This window comes from Syntrophorhabdaceae bacterium (assembly GCA_028713955.1).
In the GTDB taxonomy this organism is placed as follows: domain Bacteria; phylum Desulfobacterota; class Syntrophorhabdia; order Syntrophorhabdales; family Syntrophorhabdaceae; genus UBA5609.
In genome coordinates this window covers 1-25454 of the sequence record JAQTNJ010000022.1, presented here as the reverse complement: position 1 = coordinate 25454, position 25454 = coordinate 1, and the positions used below count along the sequence as shown (strand labels likewise).

At 50.3% G+C, this 25454-nt stretch carries 15 protein-coding genes; 10 read left to right on the top strand and 5 right to left on the bottom strand.

From position 1 onward, the window contains the following. On the top strand, positions 1-226 hold a 226-nt coding region (locus PHU49_03760), incomplete at its 5' end, for a hypothetical protein (GenBank protein MDD5243109.1). Between the two features lie 178 nt (positions 227-404). On the opposite strand, the gene PHU49_03755 is transcribed toward PHU49_03760, so the two are convergent. After that, entirely contained in the window at positions 405-557 is a 153-nt protein-coding gene (locus PHU49_03755) for a hypothetical protein (GenBank protein MDD5243108.1), read from the bottom strand. Further along, positions 558-872, bottom strand: a complete 315-nt coding sequence (locus PHU49_03750) for a zinc ribbon domain-containing protein (protein MDD5243107.1) — start codon at positions 870-872, stop codon at positions 558-560. It lies immediately after the preceding gene. A 295-nt stretch (positions 873-1167) separates the two neighbouring features. Between PHU49_03750 and PHU49_03745 the strand changes: the two genes are divergently transcribed. The 6 genes from PHU49_03745 (at position 1168) to PHU49_03720 (ending at position 19654) form a co-directional block, all read left to right on the top strand. Next, the gene (locus PHU49_03745; GenBank protein ID MDD5243106.1) at positions 1168-1932 is read left to right on the top strand and encodes an MBL fold metallo-hydrolase; all 765 of its coding nucleotides are present in this window, start codon (positions 1168-1170) and stop codon (positions 1930-1932) included. A gap of 42 nt (positions 1933-1974) precedes the next feature. Beyond that, the gene (locus PHU49_03740; GenBank protein ID MDD5243105.1) at positions 1975-3582 is read left to right on the top strand and encodes a CDC27 family protein; all 1608 of its coding nucleotides are present in this window, start codon (positions 1975-1977) and stop codon (positions 3580-3582) included. A gap of 284 nt (positions 3583-3866) precedes the next feature. Further along, positions 3867-12527: a FecR family protein gene (locus PHU49_03735; protein ID MDD5243104.1), complete on the top strand. Its 8661-nt coding sequence runs from the start codon at positions 3867-3869 to the stop codon at positions 12525-12527. A gap of 177 nt (positions 12528-12704) precedes the next feature. Further along, positions 12705-13220 carry an OmpH family outer membrane protein gene (locus PHU49_03730; protein MDD5243103.1) on the top strand — a complete coding sequence of 172 codons (516 nt, stop codon included), beginning with the start codon at positions 12705-12707 and terminating at the stop codon, positions 13218-13220. A gap of 257 nt (positions 13221-13477) precedes the next feature. Next, positions 13478-18961: a FecR family protein gene (locus PHU49_03725; GenBank protein MDD5243102.1), complete on the top strand. Its 5484-nt coding sequence runs from the start codon at positions 13478-13480 to the stop codon at positions 18959-18961. Positions 18962-19138: 177 nt separating this feature from the next. Then, positions 19139-19654, top strand: coding sequence for an OmpH family outer membrane protein (locus tag PHU49_03720; GenBank protein ID MDD5243101.1), 516 nt, complete (start codon positions 19139-19141; stop codon positions 19652-19654). A gap of 235 nt (positions 19655-19889) precedes the next feature. Here the strand turns inward: PHU49_03720 and PHU49_03715 are convergent, their stop codons facing one another. Beyond that, a complete protein-coding gene (locus tag PHU49_03715) occupies positions 19890-20093 on the bottom strand; it encodes a hypothetical protein (protein MDD5243100.1) in 204 nt (67 codons plus the stop codon). Here PHU49_03715 and PHU49_03710 point away from each other — a divergent pair. Next, the gene (locus tag PHU49_03710) at positions 20004-21338 is read left to right on the top strand and encodes a sugar transferase (GenBank protein ID MDD5243099.1); all 1335 of its coding nucleotides are present in this window, start codon (positions 20004-20006) and stop codon (positions 21336-21338) included. The genes PHU49_03715 and PHU49_03710 overlap by 90 nt on opposite strands. Continuing rightward, complete coding sequence (locus PHU49_03705) at positions 21335-22753, top strand: flippase (GenBank protein MDD5243098.1); 1419 nt, start codon at positions 21335-21337, stop codon at positions 22751-22753. Before PHU49_03710 ends, PHU49_03705 begins: the two co-directional genes overlap by 4 nt. Here PHU49_03705 and PHU49_03700 read toward each other — a convergent pair. Continuing rightward, entirely contained in the window at positions 22731-23765 is a 1035-nt protein-coding gene (locus PHU49_03700) for a glycosyltransferase (protein MDD5243097.1), read from the bottom strand. The genes PHU49_03705 and PHU49_03700 overlap by 23 nt on opposite strands. 137 nt (positions 23766-23902) lie before the next feature. Here PHU49_03700 and PHU49_03695 point away from each other — a divergent pair, with 137 nt between their 5' ends. Then, entirely contained in the window at positions 23903-25006 is a 1104-nt protein-coding gene (locus tag PHU49_03695; GenBank protein ID MDD5243096.1) for a DUF1972 domain-containing protein, read from the top strand. A 10-nt stretch (positions 25007-25016) separates the two neighbouring features. Here PHU49_03695 and PHU49_03690 read toward each other — a convergent pair. Continuing rightward, the coding region (locus PHU49_03690; protein ID MDD5243095.1) for a tetratricopeptide repeat protein at positions 25017-25454 on the bottom strand (438 nt) is incomplete at its 5' end.

Genomic DNA, 25454 nt, shown 5'->3' with positions numbered 1-25454 from the left:
CAGACCGCACATCGTTGATATGATCAAAAACGGAGATATCCGCTTTATTATCAACACGCCCAGCGGAAGAAACCCGAAGATGGATGAGGTGCTCATCCGGGCAAGCGCTGTCCAGTACAAGATCCCTTATACAACCACCCTGTCGGGCGCCCAGGCAGTCGTCAATGCCATTGAAAGCATGAAGAAGGGCAATATCCGGGTGAAGGCGCTGCAGGATTACTATTGAACACCCAATAACCAATCACCAATAACCAAGCTCCAATTAATCACCAATACCCAATATCCAATCACCAAACAAAGACTTGCCTGTATCGCTTCCCGTTTGGGTATTCGGTCATTGGTTATTGGGTATTAATTGGTGATTGATGTTTGGTTATTGGTTATTACATTTGCCATGAGCTGCTTTATTTGATGTCTTTCAGCTTTCTCTTGACGATCTTCCCCTTGTCCTTGGGAAAATCGGTTTTGATATAGACACTTTTTTGAAAGACCTTTTCAATTGTGCCTTCCATCTCTTTCTTTGCAAAGGTAAATGTAATCTTGTCTCCTGTTTTCATTTATACCCCGGCTGATTCTGTATTTGTATTTGTGGTCTCAGATTTTGTTTCTGTTCTGGTCTCTGTAACTGTCTCTGTTTTTTCTTCCTTCTTTTCTGTATGTTTCCCGCCATTTTTGCCGTTTACTGAGTCTATTGGTTTTTTATAGTCTGTTGCATACCAGCCGGTTCCTTTCAGGTGAAATGCGCACCGGGATATGATCTTTTGCATTGCACCTTTGCATGCCGGACATTCCGTCAAAGGGTCTTCCGCGATCTTTTGAAATATTTCAAATACCTTCCCGCATTCCAAACATTCATATTCATAGATAGGCATGAAGATCCTCCAAAAAATATCCACTTATAATATAATGCCAATGGGCTTCACTCGTCAAGGTATTAATGTGAAATAATGTTCAATCTCCCCATACGATTCGTAAGATATATAACGTTTAAATATAATGAAATAATATAGTTGCAAGTAATGTGTCACGCAGCGGTATAAAGGTTTGGCGCAATTCTTTTTGAAAAGAAAGAATTTCACGACCTGTATACCGAAAATTAAAGTTATACAAAATTGCACAAAACTCCTTGACATGAAAGCAAATGTTTTAATAAAATGCATACTAAAGATGAAAATAAAAATACTTGGTTGTTACGGTAATTATATAGGAAAATACCGGGCAACATCTTTTCTCATTAATGATACAATGCTTCTCGATGCAGGAACGGTCACAGAAGTTCTTGCCGACGAAGCACTGAAAAAGATCAAACAGGTATTAATAACCCACACCCATGTCGATCACGTGAAGGGCCTTTTTCCCTTTGTTGACGAGCTTGTCATGATGGGTGATTACTCGATTGAGCTGATCAGCGTAAAACAGATACTTGAGATCATATCACAAAATCTTTTGAACAACCTTATCTGGCCTGATTTCACCGTTATCCCGTCAGAGCACAAAGGGATCATCAAGCCTCACGAGATACCGATGGAAAAGGTATCCGCAATCGACAGCATCAGCGTTGAGCCTGTCCTGATGACACACACGGTTTTTACAGTAGGCTATATCGTGAAGGAAGGCAGGAAGGGTTTTATGTTCACTGCTGATACAGGGCCCACAAAGAGATTCTGGGAGGTGGCCGGCAAGACAAAGGGCATAGAGTTTATTATATCAGACGTTTCTTTCCCGAACAGATTAGACAGGCTGGCAAGGATATCGGGGCATATGACGACAGCCATGCTTGTTGAACACATTGACAGATATGGTCTTGGCACAATGCCGATCTATGTTACACACATAAAGCCGATTTTCCTGGAAGAGATACATCGGGAGTTGAATGCCCTCAAGAGGAACAATATTAAACTGCTTAAACAGGGTTCAACCATAGTTGTATAGACATAAGTTGTATAGAGAAATAATTCAGAGGGAGACCAAACAATGAAACGGTATGCCATTTTTCTTGTTACTGTTTTTGTCTTTATCTCATTTGTTGGTTTTGCGGCCGCCCAGTCACAATCTTTTGAAATGGGCATGAAGGAATTCCGTGATGAGAACTACGAAGAAGCGCTCGTATATTTTCTTGAGGCCAGGAAGGCTGAGCCTTCATCAAGCACCGTTGCATTCTACGTCGGTCTCACCTATAAGATCATGGAGCAGTACAAGGACGCTATTCCCTATCTCAGGGATGCAGTGACCTTTACCCCCCGGATCAAAGAGGCCCTTGTGGAGTTCATCGATGTGCTTTATCAGACAGGCAATATAAAAGAGGCGAAGGAATGGATCGCAGTAGGCGAGAAAGAAGGGATCCAGCCGGCACGGATCCAGTTCCTGAAAGGGCTTGTGTACCTGAAAGACAAGAAGTATTCCGAGGCAATAGCAGGCTTTGAAAAGGCAAAGGAGATTGACCCGTCGATGGCACAGCTCTCCGAATTTCAGATAGCGAGCGCCAATATGCAGGCGGGAAAATACAAGGAGGCACAGAATCGTTTCAAGGCAGTGATCAGTGTCGATCCCAAAAGCGATATGGCAACCCTGGCGAGGGACTATGACAAGGCATTAGCCGAAAAATTTGAACGGGAGAGACCCTGGAGGTTCAGCGGTGGGTTGAGCTATAAGTATGACACAAACGTGGTGGCAAAAGGGAGCGGGCCCATTGTGGATGCCATCTCCGGCCACGAAGACAGCGTACTGAACCTCTCTTTAAGGATTGGCTATACTGCCCCCTTCTCTTTCAATAACCCTTACAACCTTTCCTTCCAGTATTCTCTTTATGCTGACAAGTATTTTCCAAAACAATACACAAGGGCTGATGGGACTATGGGAAACTTAAGTGAATACAATACCACAACACAAACAATCAGCGCTATCCCCGGCTACAACTTCGATAAATGGTCTCTCTCCCTTCCCATAAGCTATACATACAGCAGCCTGCAGGGGGACAAAGGTAATGATTTCTTGAATGAACTTAGCTGGTGGAATACCACGCGGTACATGGAACAGACTGGAATAAATCCCACTGCCAGGTTCATGGTGACCCAAAACAACATCGGAGAGGTATCCCTTGGTGTTTCAAAAAAATATTATTTTGAAACACCCCTGCATCCTGAGCCAATCTCATCTGATGAAAATAGAAATTCGAACGTAATGAGCGGAAGCCTTGGATGGACATACTTTTTCAAAGAAGGCAAGGGACTGGCGGGTTTCAAGTATACTTATGCCGAAGAGGATGCTGAAGGTCGTAACTGGACCAACAGGGAGCACCGGTTCAGTGCAAGCTTCCTCTATCCCCTTAAAGACCTCCTTGCCGTACCGCTTAAGTTCCAGTTCTCAGGAGATGCTGCGTTCACTCAATACAAATATAACAATGTGGTATTTGACATGACACGGAGGGATGACACCTACAATACGGCATTTGGTCTTATCTATGAACTGACCAAAAACATTGACATCCTTACCCAGTACACCTATATCAGGGACAAATGTAATATCTCGACCTATGATTACACGCGGGAAATATTCTCATTGGGGTTTGAGTACCGGTATTAAATAGGACGTTCATAATTGATCGTTTATGGGTCAACAAGTTTTTGGGTATACGACCTTTGTTAATATAGTTTGACATTCCCAAAATGGTTAGTATAATATTGTAATACGTAATATCGTGTATTTGTTATAAAAAGCAGTTACTGTTGGTGGTGGGACACTTGCAGACTCACATCCTGAATAGACAGCCAGGACAGAGAGGGATATCCCTCTCTTTTCAACGCTATTGTTGCAAAGGTTTATTATGAAGATAACAATAAAATTTTATAAAGAGAGAGGTACCAATCATGAAGACTCACATCTCCTGTAACAAGGTCTTCTGGTCGTTTCTCATCATTGCCTTCCTCACCGGCAGCCTTGCTTTTGCTGCGCCTGTTGGGAAGATAAGCGCCATACAGGGCCGCGTCGATGTCCTGAAGGCAGGAAAAAATGTTGCTGCCCCGGTTTCGCTCGGCGCCCCCGTAGATATCGGTGATATCTACCGGGCAAAGAGCAAAAGCAAGGCAGAGATTACCTTCGTGAACGGGAATATCCTCAGGATTGGTCAGACGTCACGTGTAGAGATCAAGGAGTACATGATCCAGGGTGCACGAAGCACCGGTGTCATCCGTCTCCACAGAGGCAGGGTACAGGCCGTAGCAGGTGAAGATTTTATCAAGAGGGCAGCTGCCCTCGCAGAGGGGAACAGGTTCGAGGTCCATACCCCCAACGCCGTCGCCGGGATCAGGGGCACCAATATGCTCGTATCCCACCAGGGCGGCTCGACAATGGTCATCTTTGTCTCAGGACAGGGGTATCTCTATAACCCGCAGATCCCGGGGCAAGTTGTCCCTGTTGTTGCCGGTTTTATGTCTGTGGTTGTATCATCTACATCAGTACCGACAGCGCCAAGGGCCGCAAGCGAGAACCAGATAAATGATGCCCTTGGACAGGTAATGCCGGTATCAACAGGCGGTTCCGGCGCCGGTGGAGACGCAGGAACTGGAACCGGTGATGGTTCGGGGGGAACTCTCCCTAATCCGCCAGCACCTGACTCGCCACCCCCACCACCCCCACCACCTCCACCACCCACACCACCCCCACCACCCCCACCACCACTCCCACCAACAGGAGGAACTTCATTTGAAGGAACAATAGCCGCTGATCTTAGTGGTGGTTCTTCAGGTACTATGGACATAACCTTGACCGGCAACATTCCAACCGATGCGTCGAGCGGCAGCCTGAGTGCCTCCGGTACATACACCATGGAGGGTTCACCAAAGATAATCTCCGGTGATGTGGAGGGTATCTCCAGTACAAGTGGCGCCTTCTATGGTCTTACAGGAGGGGTCATCGGCTCGTGGGGCGCTACTTCTGCCTCCCTCTACGTGGAGGGCGGGAATGTTGGTCTTGTCAGGTCAAGCCTGACGGGAACCTTAACCCCTACAGATTCATCATCAGGTACTCTGTCTGGCAGCGGGACCATAGGTCTTCAGAAATCCCTCGGCACCGTCACATTGGATTCCCCGGGTCCGGAGGAGACACTCCTTGATGTGTTCAAAGATTATATAAATAGCTCAACACCGTATCCGGCATCCTTCAGCGGACCATGGGCATTCGGCGATGCGCTAACCCTCGATGTCTCGGGAGGAAGCAGCATAGATCTAAAAGGTATTACTACCAATGAAGGGAAACAAATTACCATTATCCGTGAGAAGGCTCTGGGCATTTACACTAACACCGAGTCCTATAGCGCCGTGGGAGGCGTAACGGGATTTTACGATGGCACAAATGCAGCATACCTCCTGGGTCCCGCCGTCTTTGTCGATGACGGTGCGAACAAGATGAGCATGGCCGTCAGCTATGATTATATGGATTACTGGTATATGGGCAGCCGTGACATGCTCTACTACGGCACCTATGATGGCGACTCCACCTCCGGGACACCATACAGGTGGATGGGGACAGGAACACAGGTGCTTACACCACTGGATTTTCATGGCTACTGGGGTGGCCCCGGTTCGCTCTATTATAATGATTACGGCATGATGACATATGCAGGTACGGACTCCGGCTATTTTGGCGGATTTACCTCTCCCTGGACAAGCTCCGCGAGCTTTTACGCCATGGGAGAGTATGGCCTTGACCAACCTGATATGCCCCACTATCTGATGAATACATATATCTCTGGTTCCACCACGGCGGACGTATCAGGCGGTTCTATCCTGGGGTTCACCGGTGCTATATGGAAGGATGGCGATCCTGAGAACCCAGGTACTACAATCGGTTCTATAGACGGCAGCTTGCGGGCATTATACATAAGCACCCCGGATGCAAACGAAAAAGTGACAGCAGGCATCATGAAGAACGATATTTCCGGCGCCTATTATCCTTTCTCGACCGATTCCGGGATGTGGGCAATAAGCGGCACGCTCACCCCAACGCAATTAGCATCGGGTCTTAATCCAGATGACCTTTTGGATGGATATGGAGGTATGTCGGGAAAATTATCAGGTTCATTTAGTGGTACCGGAAACATCTATGGAGAGAGTACCAGTCCGTATACTCAGTGGCTATACCTGTACACCGGGCCATACTCATACGCATCCCTGCCTTTCGGTATCTTCAATATGGTTCTTGGCTACGAAAGCAATCCCAGTTATTTTACCGATAAACCGACAGGTAATCCGTCCTGGAGCGCAACCCTCGGGGGGACCGGTGGGTTTGGGAAAAACAACGAGGATGAAGGATATTACCTCTCAACCATAAGCGGTACCTGGACCGATACAGGGGAGATAACGGGCAACTTGACAGGAGAGGCCCTGACACCTGTGCTCCTGTATGACATGGAAGGAAGATTCACCGGTGTAAATTCAGGGACCGATGATGGCACCTGGATAGGCCAGGTAATAGGCAGCTACACAGGGACACCCACTGATTTTGGAGGGAGCTGGTCACACAGCACGATTTATAATGATTATGGATACTGGGGATGGAACAGCGCTAGTGGGGACAATCAAGGCACCTTTGGTTTTATTAAGCGCACGGATGGGAACTATAATTTCCTCGCCATAGGTGAATTTTATGATTATGGATATGGCATGGAGGGCTATGGCGGGCCTTACATCTGGAGCGGCGATATGTATTACGGGGGTGTAACGGAAAACAGATACATGGAGGCCTCTACCGGTGGAATATGGAAGAAGGCGGATCCTTCTGACGCCTCCGGCACTATGTCAGGTTACGCCGCAGCAGTTTACTATACTGAAGACGGGAAAGTTGGACTTGTCAAGGGCAACCTAACGGGCAATTTCTACGAGATGTATTATGATGACAGCGGTGATCCCTATGTGTATGGCATGTGGAAGGCTGAAAGCAACGCAAGTGGGTTGACAACGATAGATAAGACTGCATCCCTGCCTGCAGGTTTTGATGTTTCAAATGCCTCTATAAGTTCCAGTTGGCTTGATGCGTATATGGCAGGGGGCTTTGCAGGAAGCGCTGCAAATACGATCTTGGGTGAAAATGATGATGGCGAGACCAAGTTTATTACATATTATGATGCTGTCTATGATGGAGACAAGAGCCTTCCATTTGGAGTCTATTACCTGCAGATGGGGTATGACAACTACTACGAAGGCAAACCTGCAGGCGCTTCTGTCGCATGGAACGCGAAGATAGGAGATGCAGGTTATTTTGGATACAATGAAAGTGACTATGGTTACTGGCTTGCGGATATCGCGGGTATATGGGATGAATACAGTTCAGGATCTGACCATGGAACGATAAACGGAGCCTTAAGCGGTAAATATATCACATCAACACATCTGGGGACCATTGGAGGGCCATTCTACGGACTTTACACCGGGGAAGGCACAGATGAAGGGGGCTATGGTTATGGCACATGGGTCGGCGTGGGTGTCGGCGCCTATGAAGGCACACCCCTAAAGTTTGTCAACGAGGTCGATGTAGGGTTATTCCATTATCCTTCCGCGTGGAGCACTTACAGCGGTTCTTTCTATGGGTTGATGGGTGGGACAGGCACACTCTGGACCGGAAGTCCGGCAGCCGCCACAATGATCAGTTGGTATGAACCTGGAGACGGGAAGCCGCGGATATGGAATGCAGGTATTTACAGCTACAATTATAACAATGACACATACACCACCTACGACGACGGCGCGTATAATGGATTTTTTGCAGGTCGCATAACCGGTGACGACCTCTATGGAAGGGTCGTTGCCATCTATATCAGCCCGGAATCAGGCGGGAAGTATGCGGCGGGCTACCTGAGGGGAAATTTCTCCGGCACCGCTTATCCGGATATCTACATGGCGGAGATGTTAGGGAACCTCACCACAACCCCGAAAAACACCGATGTCGGCATAGCGCCGTCGGACCTTGTTTATTCATTAACGATAGGAGATAATACCGATAACGCGAAATCACTATGGGGACAATATACCGGTGGTGAGATCTTCAGCACGGGAAGCGGGAACTGGAATTATACCGCAGCCTTGAACAGCCAATTGTTTACAACGGGGTTGTGGGGTATCTACTCGATGAGTCACGGCGGCACCTATACCGGTACGCCGCCTGCGGGATGGACCGGAAAGATCGCCGGATCCGCTATCTTTGGTTCCTATTGGTATTCAGCGTATGATTACAGCGATGATGACGGGTATTACCTGGCAAGCATAACGAACGGTATTTGGGCGAATAATGCTATATCCGGTGACGTGGCCGGACGGTATATAAGCTATGCAAAGATGGGAACAATCACCGGGAATCTCATAGGCTCCTACGGCGCAGAGGAAGGCAAGTGGCAGGCAGCAGATGTCGGCGTGTGGGAAGGCTCCGCACTGTATTTCGGGAGTGGTATTAGCTCCGACTTCCAGTATTTCAACGAGACAGCATTGACGGACGATGGAACGATATCAGGAATGCTCGGCAGTACCGGTTCTCTCTTTGCCGGGGGCAGTCCGGCATTTACCGCTATAGGCCTTCAGGATGCGCCGAACACAAACGGCCATATCTGGGGCTCGCGTGTTTATAGTCGAGATTGGTGGACGTCACAAGCAACGACGTACGACAACGGCGCATACTGGGCATATCTGGGCGGCATCCTCTACCCGTGCAGCGGCACCGGTGTGCGGTCCATGCTGGGTAAGTTCTACGGCCTGTACATCGCGCCGTCATCAGATTCACCCTATGCGGCAGGATACTTCACGGGTGACTGGACAGGATCGTCATACTGGTACCTGGGCGCCTTCGAACTGGACGGCACGGTGACGCTCACCCAGCAGACAAGCGACGTGGGCAGCATCCCCACGATAGGCGATATTACGCCTGACAACTTCTACGAGATCGTCCGCAAGAGATATTTTGCACCGAATATGTTCAACTACTTCGTTTACGGTTCTTTCGGTTCAGGGGAAGGGTACATAAGCGGCGAGAGAGACTTTGATATCATGCACATCCCCGGTCAAAACTGGGGCATCTACATGGCGAAATCGGGCGGGTGGTTCTATAACCCGAACGACAAAACGACGTGGAACACGGTGACCGGCGGAAGGGCGCAGTTTGGCTCTTATAACCTGGACACCATGACGGGCGGTATCTATTCGTACAGCGATAACGGGTACTACCGGTACTCCTATTTTAACGACTACTCCGGAAATCCTACGGGACGGAACCAGCTTGGCTTTGTCTCATACCGCCAGGGAACGTCAGGGTATGAAAAGGTCTACATGACGGGCGGAAACATGGTCCTGCAGCACTTCTCCTATGGTGATCCCTACGGACGAGGGAGAAATTACTGGTATTACGAAGGGTCAGAAAACCTTACCTGGACGGGAGATCTTGCTACAGTGATCGCTGCCGCTCCCGGTGGCTGGGATACATACGGCACCGGCCCCGGGCACGGGCAAAATGCTTACTTTATCGCGGATACCACGGGCTCCGTTGAAGGCAGTGTGCTTACCGGCACTGAATCGGGGACATACATGGGCCAGACCATGATGGGGACATTTGATGGGAACCTCCTCGGCACGGTAGACTACGATACCTACCAGGCGATCACATTTGGTATGTGGTCGAATAATGCTGCCCTCAAATTCTACAACGGTTTCCTGAACTACATGTATTACGGGAGCAATCCTGATGGAACTTACGATATGGAAGACGGGTATATGTGGTTCACCATGGGAGGAACGGATTCCCTCTTCGGCGCGGGCACGTCCGTCAATGCCTCTGTGATGGGCGAGTACGTATCCGGTGATCCTTCGCTGAATCATATATGGTATACTCCGGGACCCTTCCAGTCGATTAACCGGATAGACGGTACCTTTACGACATACGACGGCGGTGCATACAGGGGATACGCCGGCGCTACCATCATCCCCGACACGACGACGGACGCAGTCGATTTCCGGTCCTATATGGTATACGTGGACGGGAGCGGCAACACGGGCGTCCTCTATGCCAGCATTCCCGGCACAGGGTATCCGGAGAGCTTGGTCTTCGAGGGGGATGGGACGATCAAAAGGACGCAGCTCGGCACAGGTGTACCTTTCGCGGCGAAGGATCTTATTTCAAATACCCAGACATCTACCGGGCCGAAGACAACAGACTATGGCAATTATCCTCCTTACGGGCACACCGACAGCGAAGGTGGCTTCTTCGATACAAATTTTAAGCAATTAGGAAATATGACCGAGAGATGGGACCAAACCCAGATCCTTTCATTTGTAGAGCCCTACAACTCGACATACGGTTTCGGCCTCTGGAAGATGAATTCCCTCGGGGCATATGATCCGTCCGTCTCGCCGACCGGTTATCATTTTAACAGCGACCAGATATGGACGAACGCATCGCCGTACTATCTGACCCGCTACCTGGATATGGGAAGCTACGGGACATGGTCGGACGGCAAGCTTACAAGCATAGAGACCTACGGATACTGGGCCAACTGGCGGTCCGGACGCACCGCCCTTTTGTCAGGGCAGACGATTGGGACGTATAATGACAGCGAAGGGGCATTCAGCGCCTTCTCAATGGGCGCCTGGTTCGGCACCCCTATATATATGAACCTTGCCAATGATGCCACAGGCAGACAGGCGCTTGCAGCCCTCGGTTTCCCCAGTGAACTGACGACAACGGTAACCCTTACCGGTTCACAGCCATCCCTTCCGGGGACGGATGTGACCCTGCCGACAAATATCTATTCATATGCAACACCACCGTCAGGTTTTGCCCATAAGGTCGCTGCTTCGAATTCGATCTCGGGGACCTACTACGGGCAGTACATTGACTCTATCGGGAACATTGTTGTCACGAACCCCGGGGAGACCTTCTTCGGGTCCTTATGGATCTCGCAGGCAGCCCACAGCGATAGCAGCGGCACAGATAACTGGATCGGCGAGCTCTGGGGCATGGGGGCTATACAGGTTGGTTCTTCATATATTCAGGGCGATCTGAACGGTTACGGAGCAGGTCAGTTTACAGGTCTGGGCACCACGTCAGGCAACTTTGGCGGCCAACTTGCCGGCGAGTTCTTCCCTGTCTGGTATATGTCATGGATTACCCCGAATACTTCCAACAAGACGAAGCTGTATTACTATGACGGGACAAACCTTGTGGAGGATGGATACTTCAAGGGCGTCTTCGACGGCAACGGGCCGCTGGACCTCTGGGCTACATCTGCGAGTCAGCCCCTCGATATCAGCATGCTCGGGATCTACAAGAACAATTCAGATGTACGCACAAGCCCCACGTATGCAGACAAAAACCATATTTTTGGCGGCGAGATCTTTTCAATGAACTATACGAACAGCACAAAGACCACGCTGGACGGCGGGGCATACTGGGGGATATGGACCGGGGTCCAACGATATTATGAAGTTTTTGGAGGAGAGAACGTCGGCGGATTTGTGGGCGGGCTTTTTATCAGCCCCACAGGAAAGGCAGGCGGGCTTCTCGGGTACTTCGGAGATGTCGGGGATAACCCAGACTGGGGCTGGTTCGACCCCAACAACGCGCAGTGGCAGGCAGGCGGCGAATGGTACGCGGTGGAGCTCGGCACATCTGCGATCGCACCGGCGAACCTTACCTCCAGCATATACAGCCATGTCTTTTATTACGATACCGCGACGAGCGGAGGCAACTTCGGCGGCTCAGGATACATAACCCCGGCGGCGATCGACACAAAATGGGTGGAAAGCTTCTGGATATCCGATGTGCCTTACGCCGGTCTCTGGGCGGGAAAATTCTATGGTTCCTATTATGACCCGTCCGGCGGTACAAATGATTGGCAGTTTGAGGTTAAAGGTGCGGTCTCCACGACTGATGATATGGGTGTTCTTATTTCCGGCGGTCCATGGCAGAACAAGAAGTTCGAAGGCAGTGCCGTCGGCTACTGGGCGAGCATCGAGGATGTTACCGGTCCAAACACGGGCGTGCTGGCCGGCAGGGTGCTTGGTACCTTTGATGTCAACACGTATATGGCGGTTGGTGTCGGCAGCTGGGTAGAGACAACCAAATTCCTCGATATGGCGTCAACAGAGGCGGGGAGAGACAAGCTTGCGCAGATGCACATCCCTTGTGTTGAGGTGGGAAGCGATACGCTTACGGGCAGCGGGAATAACTTCTCCAGCCTTGCGATGAACAACGTCAAGTTCTTTGCTACGGCCGCTGGGGGTAAACCCACGGTCTGGGCCACAGGGAGTGTTACCGGGAACTATTCAGCGCCGCCGGCGCTTGCAACCAACATTGGGCTCAGTGGATCCGTGTTGAGCGCAGATTTTGCATTCAAGAACTGGAATCCGGGCAGCAACGGCAAATGGCTCGGCAGTGTGAACGGTACAGGCGGCTTTAACGGCTCAACAACCTTCAGCGGCGCTGCCGCAGGCACGGGAGCGACCTCCGGCGCAGGGAGCATCACCGGAACCGCCGCAGGAGTGGCGAAGTAAAGAAAACGGCTCATAGTTCATAGCTGATAGCTCATGGCAAAAACACAAATCGGTTTGCAGGTTCAATATCTGCAAACCGATTCTTTTGTGACCATTTAAAAAAACATGAATTCTTCAGGTAAATATGATACACCTGAATACAAGATAATGGTCAATAATAATACATGGAGGGATTGAATGAAACGTCTGTTGACAACAATCATAACGGCAGTGGTCATGGTATCTTTTGTCGGTGTTTACCAGGTTTCCGCGCAGGCGCTGAAGATCGGCGTCTTCGACGTCCAGAAGGTCATGAGGGGATCAAAGACAATCGAAGGCTATCGTCAGGACCTTATGAAACAGATCGAGGCCAAACGGAAACCGCTCAGGGATAGAGAGGAATCTGCGAAGCTCACTGAAGAGAAACTGAGAAAGGAAGGCGAGAAACTCCCCGTTGATGAACGCAGGACGCTTGAAGTGAAGCTTGCCAACGATGCAAAAGACATAAGGAGGCTCCGGGAGGATTTCGAGATCGAGGTGCGGAAGATGGACTCTCAACTCGCACAGAAGGCCCTCGGTATGATCAACGGGGTCGTCAGGAATATAGCAGAAAAGGAAGACTACACGGTGATCTTTGAGAGAAGCGCCGCCGGTGTTGTCTACGTGAAAGACACGGTTGATATTACGGGGAAGATAATACAGCAGATAAAGTAATCAGGTCATAGCCGATAGCAACTGACCTTTATTAATATAGCTTGACATTTCCAAAATGATTAGTATAATAATGTAATACGTAATACCTTGTATTTGTTATAAAAAGCGGTTACTGTTGGTGGTGGGACACTTGCAGACTCACATCCTGGATAGGAAACCAAGACAGATCGGGATATCTCTATTTTTTCAATGCGATAGCCGGCAAAGGTCTATTATGAAGATAACAGTAAAATTTTATAAAGAGAGAGGTACCAATCATGAAGACTCACATCTCCTGTAACAAGGTCTTCTGGTCGTTTCTCATCATTGCCTTCCTCACCGGCAGCATTGCTTTTGCTGCCCCTGTTGGGAAGATAAACGCCATACAGGGCCGCGTCGACGTCCTGAAGGCAGGGAAAAACGTTGCTGCCCCGGTTTCGCTCGGCGCCCCCGTAGACATCGGTGATATCTACCGGACAAAGTCAAAGAGCAGGGCAGAGATCATCTTCAATAATAACAACACCCTGAAGATCGCACCTGCCACCAGGATAGAGATTAAAGAGTACATGGTAGGGAAAGAAAGAAGCTCTACAGTCATGAAGCTATACAGGGGAAAGGTCCAGGCAGCAGCGCACGAGGACTTCGTGAAACGGGCAGCGGCCTTTGCTGAGGGCAACAGGTTCGAGGTCCATACACCCAATGCCGTTGCAGGTATCAGGGGTTCCGATATGATCGTGGGGTTTACCAATGGTGCAACCATGGTTGTCTTCATCTCAGGCCATGGATACCTCTATAACCCCGGGTCACCCCAGGTCTTCGTTCCCATCGTAGCAGGCCAGGTGTCCTTTATCACCGGCGAGGGTACACCGACAGCGCCTGTAAAGGCGAGCGAGGCCATTATCAGCGGGGAAGTAGGGGCATTTATTCAAGTCATTGAAAGCAAAGGCGAGGTTGGGTCAGATGAACCGCCACCGCCGCCACCTCCACCCCCGCCGGATATAGTAACGGGTGGGACAAACTTTACAGGAGAAATTTACGGAGGTATGCTCGATGATTCAGGGGGGGCTGTTGGAGTATTAACAGGTGGGACCTTAACCGGGAATATCCCCGATACGGGAACCGGCACCCTATCGGCCTCAGGGACCTTGGCATTAGATGGTACACCTACAGTATTGGAAGGCTATATAGAAGGTACTTCTGACAAGGGTGGCGCCTTCTATGGGCCATTAGCCGGCGTGCAGGGTTCGTGGTTAAACCGTACAGCAGCACTCTATGTAGAAGGAGGACAGGTATACTTCCTCACAGGGGATGCCCCCGGCACCCTCACTGACACTGCATTCTCAATGAGCGGAACATTCGGAAAGAGCGCTTCCCAGGGGACTGTAACCCTCACACCAGGACCAGGAGAGACATTACTTGATGCATTATGGGATCAAGTTGAATATGGGCCATCCCCTCAGTTTTTTCCCAGCGGCAGCCCATCTGTTATAAGTAATTCAGGCATAGAAATCACCCCAGATTATTTTATGTATACGGCTCCTTATCTCATTACCAATGAAGGCAAAAAGGTTGCTGCCATAGGCAACATCTATACTGGATCTTATGCCCCCACTGAAGTGACTTCCCTCCCTTATCTGGGGTACGCAGGCGATTATGAATATGCGCTTGGTCCCCTTTTCTACTCCCACGACACTACAAATAGAAAGTTCATTATCGATACGCTCCTCCAGTCTATTGGCATCGATGAAGTGATTGGACCATATCTCGGTATTTACTCCATGAGATACCTTGGAACGTATTGCCCTGTGAGTGAAATATTCAGGATGTCAGGCGGGGGAACGTATGTAGCAACACCTGCGAATTTCTTTGGTGACTGGAATTTGGGGGGACCCGGCGACGGCTTTTCCCTCTATTACAATGACACTGGTATATTTGGATACGCCGGAGAAGATATTGGCTATTTTGGCGGAACAAGCGCTCCTTGGACAAGCCCGGCGAGTTTTACCGCCATAGGCACCTACGGATTAAGTCCGGCTGATAAGGCCCATTACCTGATGGATTCATATATCTCCGGTTCCACCACGCAGGATGTTTCATACCCTGCTGCCGGTATCATCGAAGGATATGCGGCTGCTATATGGAAGGACGGCGACCCTGAGAGCCCCGGTACCACAGTCGGCTCCATAGATGGTGCAATACGGGCATTATATATCAGCCCACCCGATACAATCACCGGTTTGGTCACGGCGGGTATCATGAAAAGCAATTTCACCGGCTCCTACTATCCCTTTGCAACTGATTCCGGAATGTGGGGTATAGGCGGTACGCTTACCCCAACGCAACTTGCATCAGGTCTTGATCCGGCTGAGCTTGATTATGATTGGGGATCTATGTCGGGAAAATTATCGGGTACCTTTGTTGGAGATACGGGCAGTATATATGGATGGGATGATGGGAGCGGCGAGACTCTATACTTCTATAACACATCCTCCGGGGAATCCCTGCCTTTCGGTATCTTTTATATAGGATTTGGCGACAGCGACTATCCCAATTACTATATTTCCAAACCGACAGGCAATCCATCATGGAGCGCAGCCCTCGGAGGGGGTGGTGCCTTTGGAGCATCCAGTGAAGATGAAGGCTACTGGCTCACAACAATAAGCGGCACGTGGAAAGACACAGGCGAGATAACGGGCAATGTGGCAGGAAAGGCCCTGACGCCCCTGTACAGGTATGACATGGAAGGAAAATTCACCGGCGTCAATACTAGCGATACCTGGATAGGTCAGGCAATAGGCAGCTACACAGGGACGCCCCTGACAAGCAGCCTGGCATTTTCCACGGCAGACGCCACACCAACCACGCTCTGGCGCGCCCTGCCCGGGACATATTATGAGGCTGACTTCACCCAATGGGACGCTTCAGCCAACAGTTATCATGACTACGAATATAGATATATACAAACCAGCGGCAAAGGGTTTGGAAAAGTAAATGATGATATGGGTCCATATCCAGACAAACTCTATTTCCCCAACAGCGCAATGTTGAAGAAGGATCAAGAGAGAAGGATATGGATGACCGGCTGGGACATTGCGAGCATAGATCAAGTGAGGAACCTCCCGGGCTGGATGGATCCTGATAACTACTCTTTCACGCCAACGTGGTATTCGGAATGGCCAGGGTTTTTGGACGTGCTTGAGAAGAGGAGCGATGATTATCTTGACGCCATCCTTGGCATGACCAGCTACCCTTGGAGTACCGGGGGCACGCCGGTTACCGTCATCGGCAAATATACCGCCTCTGACTACACCAAGCCGACGATCGTTACCACGCCTTTCCTCTTCGGCACATTCTATACCCCTTATGTTGCAGGAGGAACTGCCAACGGCGCTTATGGTATGACCTTGGGAGGCTTTATTGCCGACGATGCGAGGGGCGTCCAGATAGCAATACGCGGTCTTTTTGTCGGACCGGACAATGCAACGGCAGGTGTGCTCAGGGGATCACAGGCGCTGACGGGAAGCCTGTACAAAGACATAGGCATGTGGGAAGCTGAAGGGACAGTGGTCGCAAACGTTATGAACAGCAGTTTCGCAAGCAACCCTGAAGGAGTGAACATAGGCAATTTCAGCGCAAACATTATCAACGGACCCTTTGCGTCACAGATCATGGGGCGTCTCACCGGTGATTCGGGCTCTCTCTTTGCCACCATGGAAAACTCGGGGACGACCCGCTTTATTAAAGGGCAGGACTGGGGTGTCTTCAGCTCAACAATATGGGTCGGCGGTTTTGGGGTGTCATCGTTATCTACTACGATACCGGGCACCTGGAGCGCCCAGGTCGGGGCAGAAGGTCAATTCGGCGCGTACAAGGATGCTTCTAATAACTGGCAGGCTGATATCGGGATGATGCTCATCCCGACGCTCAGCGGCACGTTGACCGGTGGTGTGGCGAAGGCCTCATATACAAGCACCGTAGGTCAGTTCATGACCATGACGAAGATGGGTACCATAAGCGATGTGGGCGTCCTCGGCGTCTATACGCAGCCGGAGACCGTTGAAGCCAATAAACTCTATTCCTGGCAGGGAGTGATGGGCGGTGTGTGGAACACGACCCAGTATTTTACCTTCGCCAGCAGTTTTAATGCATCGAGCAAGCGCTTTGCAGAGATGCATTCCGGTGGCTACTCAGATGGCTCCTATAACCATTACTATTACAACTATGATAATGAGGTCAAATACGGGGAGATCAGCTTTTTCAGCGATGCCTCAAGGACATTGATAACACAGAGAAAGTATGAAACGGATAGCGGTCCTTTCTCAATCCCTGCGTGGTATGAATATACCTATGCAAAAGGTACCAACACGTTCTCCGGCTACACAACAGGCACGGATTACCCCGCTTCCTTCAGCGATGCCTTTTTCAGCGACCTTGCAGCAGCGAAAGGACAGCCGGCACCCAACCAAACATCAACGTGGTGGGATTTTTCCCACGACGGTTCCATCTCCGCGATCATGGGAGGCGTGGGGAATCTCTGGACGGCGACCGCAGGCTCTCCGGCAACCGTCTATTTTCTCGGTGATTTTAACAGTTGGAACGGGAAACCCACCATATTCGGCACTGACATTGTGAGCTATAATGTAAAGAATAGCACCAATACGACGCTCGATGGAAAGGGTACGTATTACGGATATATCGGCGGCAGGGAGATCGACGGAGCAATCGAGGGAAGGATATATGCCGTTTATCTCGACCCCGCTGAAACATCCCCTGCGGGCATCCTGAAAGGCTCCTTCACCGGTACGGTCTATTCCTCCGACATTGAGATGTGGGCAGGCCAGGGCGGCATCTATCCTGTCTACCTGATGGATGTATCCGTTCCGCTGACATCTTTCTTTGATCATATATATACAGGGGATTTTTACGACAATACCGGCAGCAACACCTCATTTACGCTGAACGGGTACCAGATGGGTGAAGAATACAGCCGATCCTTTACTTATCAAGGAGAGGGCATAACCTTCTCTGCAACAGAAGGAAGCTGGGGCGTGTGGCAGACCGCGGTAGGTGGTATATATACCGGGATCACACCGACCGAGCCATGGACTGCAACCATCGAGTTCATAGACTCTACGAGGATCATGGGCAATGGGGTGACGGGCACCAAATGGTCAGGCAATAAGGTTGAAGGCACAATAGTAGGCTATGGAGCAGATATACAGCCAGCACAGACATATACCTGGATCTCTGTCGGTGAGTTGAAGGGGACATTCAACCCAACGCTTTTAACCTTCCAGGCCGGGGTCATGGGCGTATCGGTTGAGACGAACACATACCTCACCCTGGCGGCGACTGATCCGGGTAAGGCGAAGCTCCAGGCTCTCGGCATCCCCGCGGTCCAGGTGGGCATGGCTACCCTGACCGGATCCGGGAATGGTTTCTCTACACTTTCGATGAATGACGTAAAATTCTTTGCAACCAGCGCAGGCGGGAAGCCGAGCATCTGGGCGACAAACAGCGTGACCGGTAATTATACGGCACCACCGAGTACCAGCACCCCCATCTCACTGAGCGGCGGCACGCTCAATGCCTCTTTCAACTTCACACAATGGAACCCCAGCAGCAACGGCAAATGGCTCGGCAGCGTGAACGGTACAGGCGGCTTTAACGGCTCAACAACCTTCAGCGGCGCTGCCGCAGGCACGGGAGCGACCTCCGGCGCAGGGAGCATCACCGGAACCGCCGCAGGAGTGGCGAAGTAAAGAAAACGGCTCATAGTTCATAGCTGATAGCTCATGGCAAAAACACAAATCGGTTTGCAGGTTCAATATCTGCAAACCGATTCTTTTGTGACCATTTAAAAAAACATGAATTCTTCAGGTAAATATGATACACCTGAATACAAGATAATGGTCAATAATAATACATGGAGGGATTGAATGAAACGTCTGTTGACAACAATCATAACGGCAGTGGTCATGGTATCTTTTGTCGGTGTTTACCAGGTTTCCGCGCAGGCGCTGAAGATCGGCGTCTTCGACGTCCAGAAGGTCATGAGGGGATCAAAGACAATCGAAGGCTATCGTCAGGACCTTATGAAACAGATCGAGGCCAAACGGAAACCGCTCAGGGATAGAGAGGAATCTGCGAAGCTCACTGAAGAGAAACTGAGAAAGGAAGGCGAGAAACTCCCCGTTGATGAACGCAGGACGCTTGAAGTGAAGCTTGCCAACGATGCAAAAGACATAAGGAGGCTCCGGGAGGATTTCGAGATCGAGGTGCGGAAGATGGACTCTCAACTCGCACAGAAGGCCCTCGGTATGATCAACGGGGTCGTCAGGAATATAGCAGAAAAGGAAGACTACACGGTGATCTTTGAGAGAAGCGCCGCCGGTGTTGTCTACGTGAAAGACACGGTTGATATTACGGGGAAGATAATACAGCAGATAAAGTAATCAGGTCATAGCCGATAGTTCATAGCAAAAGCTAAAAAATAGTAAGCAGTAGGTAGTAGGCAGTGAAAAGCTTTTCGTGCGCACCGCTTACTACCTACCCTCTTTTGCTCTTACTGCTTTCCGCTCGTCAGCCTCCGCACCGTTCAATTACCTCATCGAAGAAGGGGGTATTGTCGCATAGGCGCTTGACGTATACATTGTGTTGACAGTATCCTGCTTTAAAGATAATATTGACTCAGTCCTGATGATTGCCCCAACGCACCGCACTTTTTTGAGAAATCTCAAGATTTTCGATATTGCCATCATGGTCGTCTGCTTTTTCCTCGCTGCCTACGTGGTCTCTTTCGGCATAGGGACCGTCACCTTCGGTCAGTTCCTCTCCATGCGGATCAAGGTCCAGAACTTCATCATCTTTCTTTGCCTGCTCCTTGCTTGGCATGTCGTTCTCTCTTCATTCGGCCTCTACCGGCTGAGGCATATGACGCGCCTTCGGGATGCGATGGGGAGTATCGTCAAGGCGACCTCCCTTGGCACGCTCCTTGTCGCTCTGGCTGGCATCCTCTTAAGGATCAAGCTCGTGACGCCTTTTTTTATTTTGACCTTCTGGGTGTCATGCACTATCCTGACCATCGTGTGCAGGGGAATCCTTCGCCGCATCGTACAATGGATGGGGATGCATGCGACCGGGATCTGTTACCAGCTCATCATAGGCACTGGCAAAGAGGCACACGAATATGCACAGAAGATCGCAAACACGGCAGGGGCCGGGTACAGGATCATAGGCTATGTGAGTGAGGCTCACGAAACAGGGATGCCCCCGACCATTGAGGGCATTCATGTTGTAACAGGCCTTAATGAATTACCATCTTTTCTGCGCCATACGGTCGTTGACGAGGTCGTTATCTGCCTTCCTGCAGGGCGCTCTTATGAAGATATCCTCGCGGTTATTTCATTATGTGAAAGGCACGGCATCACGGTCAGGATAGTTGCCGATCCACTCAGCCGGAGGTTAGCAAAAGGCAGCGCTGATGAACTATACGGTACGGAAACGATCATCCTGGATAAAAAGGGCATCGAGGGATGGGATGCGTTTATCAAGCGCGTCCTGGATATTGTGATCGCATCCCTATTGCTTATTGTCGCATTCCCCATCATGGTCGTGACTGCGGTCGCCATAAAACTTACCTCGCAAGGACCTGTCTTTTTTATCCAGGAACGGGTAGGGCTGAACAAGCGGGTATTCAGTATGTACAAGTTCAGGACCATGACCCCCGATGCCGAGAAAAGATTATCCGATGTGGCGGAACTCAATGAAGCAGACGGGCCGGCATTCAAGATCAGGCATGACCCGAGGGCAACGCCTCTGGGAGGGATCCTCAGGGAATTCGCGATCGATGAACTGCCGCAGCTCATGAACGTGCTGAAGGGCGATATGAGCATGGTGGGGCCTCGGCCCCTGCCCATGAGGGATTACGAGGGATTTGACAAGGATTGGCAGCGCCGGCGCTTCAGCGTGCGTCCCGGGATCACGGGATTATGGCAGGTGAGCGGCCGGCATGCCCTTAGTTTCGACGCATGGATGAAGCTCGATATCGAGTATATCGACCGATGGTCGCTGCTGCTCGATATGGAGATACTCGCAAAGACCATCCCTGCGGTTCTGCGAAGGACAAAAGAGGTATGAGCGAAAAGAGGATCAGCACAAACACGGCGCTTTTGTTCTCCACAGAGGTTGCGACGCAGGGTCTCGGCTTCATCGTGTCCATAATGGTGGCGAGGATCCTCGGTGTCGAATCCTACGGCCTCCTTTCGTTTGCCTATAGTCTCGGTGTTCTCTGTATCATGGTCCCTTCCTTTGGATTCCAGAGGTTCACGGTCCATGAGCTGGCACGATCCCCGGAGCAGGCAAACAGCTTTTTCACACACATCTCCCTTCTCATGTGGGCATTCACGCTCCTTATAGCGGTTGTGCCGTTTGGTGTTGCTCTTTCAGGTCCTTCCGGGGAAGGGCGTCTTTTTGTCATTTTCATCATCTACTTTGTCATGGCAGCACTTGAGTATGTGCTCTTCCTTTGCTCCTTTTATCGTGCATCTCAGAGAATCAGTAAGGAATCCATGCTCAGGATGCTCCTTGCCCTCATGTGGTGTGCCACGGGGCTGGCGGTCCTCTTTGCCGGGTATGGACTTACAACCTTTGTGGTATGGAGACTGGTTGTAACTCTCCTCTGCGTGGCAGCGGCTGTTCTTGTGTTACGAAGCGATTATGGAATCAGAATCGTTTCCTTCAGCCGGCAATACGCATGGGACATTGTGAAGAGAAGCGCGCCTTTAGCCGTCTTCTCCATGCTCTCCTCCGCCTTTACCTTCCTTAATCTTGTGTTGTTGGGGATGATGCGCGGCGATGTCGATGCTGGATACTATTCGGCAGCAGAAAAGATCGTGTACCTCGTCGGGATGATCGCTGCGAGTCTCGCTTGGGTTACTTTGCCGTCGCTATCAAGGGCATGGGCTCGCTCAGCCAAAGAATTTTCCAATGTCTGCACAAGGATCATGCGCGCCGCGCTGATCATTGCGGTACCCTGTGCGGTAATGGTTGGTCTTCTCAGGAAGACATGGATATTCCTTCTTTTCGGCACGGGGTATCTGCCAAGTATTCCTGTCCTGGGCATCCTGGCCCTCAGCATTATCCCCTTCTTTTTGAGTGAGATCAACAGTACATCCCTTATTGCCATGGATAAACAGAATAAGGCGGTAAGGGCGGTGCTTATCGGGCTGATCGTGCTCATTGTCTCGTCGTTTATACTCATACCCTTATGGGGAGCCAAGGGTATCGCGCTTGCGCGAACATTCTCCCTTTGCGTGGTGATATGGGTTCAATTAAGGGCGCTGAAAGATGGTGTATGGGGAAAAGCCCAATGGGTTACTTTTGGAAGGGTCCTTGCCGCAGGAGCCGCTATGGCGCTCACTATAATGGTGCTCATAAAGCTCTCATGCACCGTACCGGTCGCACTGGCCGTTTCTTTTGTTCTCTATCTCGTCATGCTCGTCCTGATGCGGGAAATGAGATACGGGGAGATCACGGGTATTTTCTCACGATAAACCTCGCCAGATTTTTCATACGAAAAGAAAAATATAATGAGCGAACTTTCTCGTATATCCGCGGAGGTGCGATAAGATAGAAGAGGGCTTGGGATATCTTGCTCAGGCGCAATAAGAACGGGCCGGGGGCCTTGTATTCCCAAAAATGTTTTAAAGCAATCCTGTATCTTCCTCTCATTCTCTCCAGGGGGATATCCATTAGATGCAGATCGTTCTCAACGGTCCTTGCAAGCCGGGCGGCTTTATCATGAAAGGTCTGCTCCAAGGTCCGGAGCGTATGTGAATAAAAACCAATGCGCCTTTCATGCCATACGATGTCAGTCCGGCGAGACTCATTGTCACTGTAAGGATGCCTCCTGTAAAAACCTAACGATCTGTCCACAAAGTATATATCGGTGCCCACAAGGGCATGGAGGTGGAGATACAGGTCGGCGGAATGGGTGAAATATTCGGGCAAGGGAAGGATCTTCTTGCAAAGCCTGCGGCTGTATGATTGGCCCGATGTTGGCACAAGGAAGTAGACCGGCATAAAGCCCGTGCCTCCGTTGTGCGTTGACAGCACATAAAGATTTTTCCCTATTTTATGAAGCAATTGAGGATTGTGATAATAAAGATAGGGGATGAACGGCCCTTTAAGCTTCGTTGTCACGACAGAAAGGTTATGGAAGACCGCATCACAATGATAGGTATTATAAATGTGTGAGAGCTCTTGCAGTTTTTCCGGATGGAAATAATCGTCAGCATCGAGGAATACAATGATGTCTCCGCTGGAATGCATGAACCCCGCGTTGAATGCCGATGCCTGACCGCCGTTTTCTTTGTAAATGTACTGAATGCTGTGAGAGTATTTCTTTACCCTTTCCTGTGTGTCATCGGTTGAGCCGTCATCGACCACAATGATCTCTGTCCTATCCTTCGGAAAGGTCTGGGCAAGGACGCTCTCTATTGCCTCTTCAATGAATGCGCCCAGATTATAGGAGTCAATGATAACGGAAAAGTATGGTACGGCCATTGTTTTCATCCTTGCAGTCACTTGATGTTATACACCATAGGAGTTGTTTCCCACAACCGAAAACACGGAAGGCGATCTTCGTATTGACAAGCCGGTTTCTTACACTATATGATTCGATAGAGGTTGGTTTTCTCACGATGAAAATCGCAATCATTGGAACACGCGGCATACCGGCACAATACAGCGGCTATGATACGCTCGCAGAGGAACTCGCCCTGCGTCTGGCGAACGATCATGGCGTGCACGTAACGGTCTACTGCCGCAGCCCTTATTATGAGAAGAAGCCTACATGGGTCTCCAACGTGGAGTGCATCTATCTCCCTTCAGGACGGGCGAAAGGCATTGAGAGCCTTTTTCATACAGGGCTTTCCGTGTTGCATGCATTGACCGGAAGTTATGATGTGATATTTGTGGTAGACCCCGGGAATGCGCTGTGGTGTCTTTTGCTCAAGTGGTTCGGGAAAAAGATCGTCATCCATACGGACGGTCTTGGATGGAAGAGGAGAAAATGGGGAAGATGCGCCCGGCTGTACTATAAATGGGCTGAGCGCATAAGCACGCTCGCAGCGACGGCGCTTGTGAGCGATAGTCCTGTTATGAAGGGCTATTACAGGGACACCTACCATGCTGAAACGGTCTATATACCTTATGGCGCTGAACCAACCGTCGGTATGGATGAAACGATTCTCGGCGAGGTCTCCGTGAAGCCCCACCACTACCTCCTCGTTGTTGCAAGGTTAGAACCGGAAAACAACACAGACCTTATCATAAAAGAGTACGTAGCCTCGAAGGTCAGCCTTCCTCTTGTTGTCGTGGGAGACTCCCCTTATGGAAAGGACTACCTTTCGAGGCTCCATGCCCTGGCGAATGACCGTGTATATTTTACGGGAAGGATCTTTGACCAGAAGAGACTGAATAGCCTTTACAAACATGCATTTCTCTATATCCATGGTCATGAAGTGGGCGGCACAAACCCTTCCTTGCTCAGGGCCATGGGACTACAAACCCCGCCGCTTGTACTGAACGTTCCTTTTAATACTATTGTCACAGGCGGTAATGGGTTCACTTTTGAGAAGGAAGTAGACGGTCTCTCCACTACACTGCAAAGACTTGTGCTTGAGCCGGCAATGGTCAGAGAAACGGGCATGAGGGCAAAGGAGTGGGCCGACAGGCATTTTACGTGGCAGTCCGTTGTCGCTGCATATAAGGAGCTCTTCAATTCACTGGCAGAGGAAAAATAGCCCGAACTACCTACCTGCTGCCCTGTCCCCTCTGCAGGATTTCCACGCATTTCGAATAACCTTTCTTCGCAAAGGGGTTATCGGGGTCTCTTTTCAGCGCATGTTCAAACGACTCTTTTGCCCTTTTAATATCACCCGTCATTCCATAGGCATCCCCCATCATGACATAGTGCCGGGGATTGTCAGGGAAAGAGGCGATCACCTCCTGCATTACGGTGCATGCCCGCTGGTAGTCTCTTGTCGCCATATAAATATAAAAGAGGCCGTACTGCGCAGATAGCCACGTGAGCATGCGTGGGTGGCCCCTTCTCTCCCATTTGCTCGCGAGGCGCTCCTTCTCGGCATAGGTAATGGCCTGGCTGTATGCATGGAGCGCTTTATCGTACCTTTTCAGCTCGTGGTATACATCGCCTTCCAGCAGAAAATGCTTGCTCGATTCAGGAGCCAG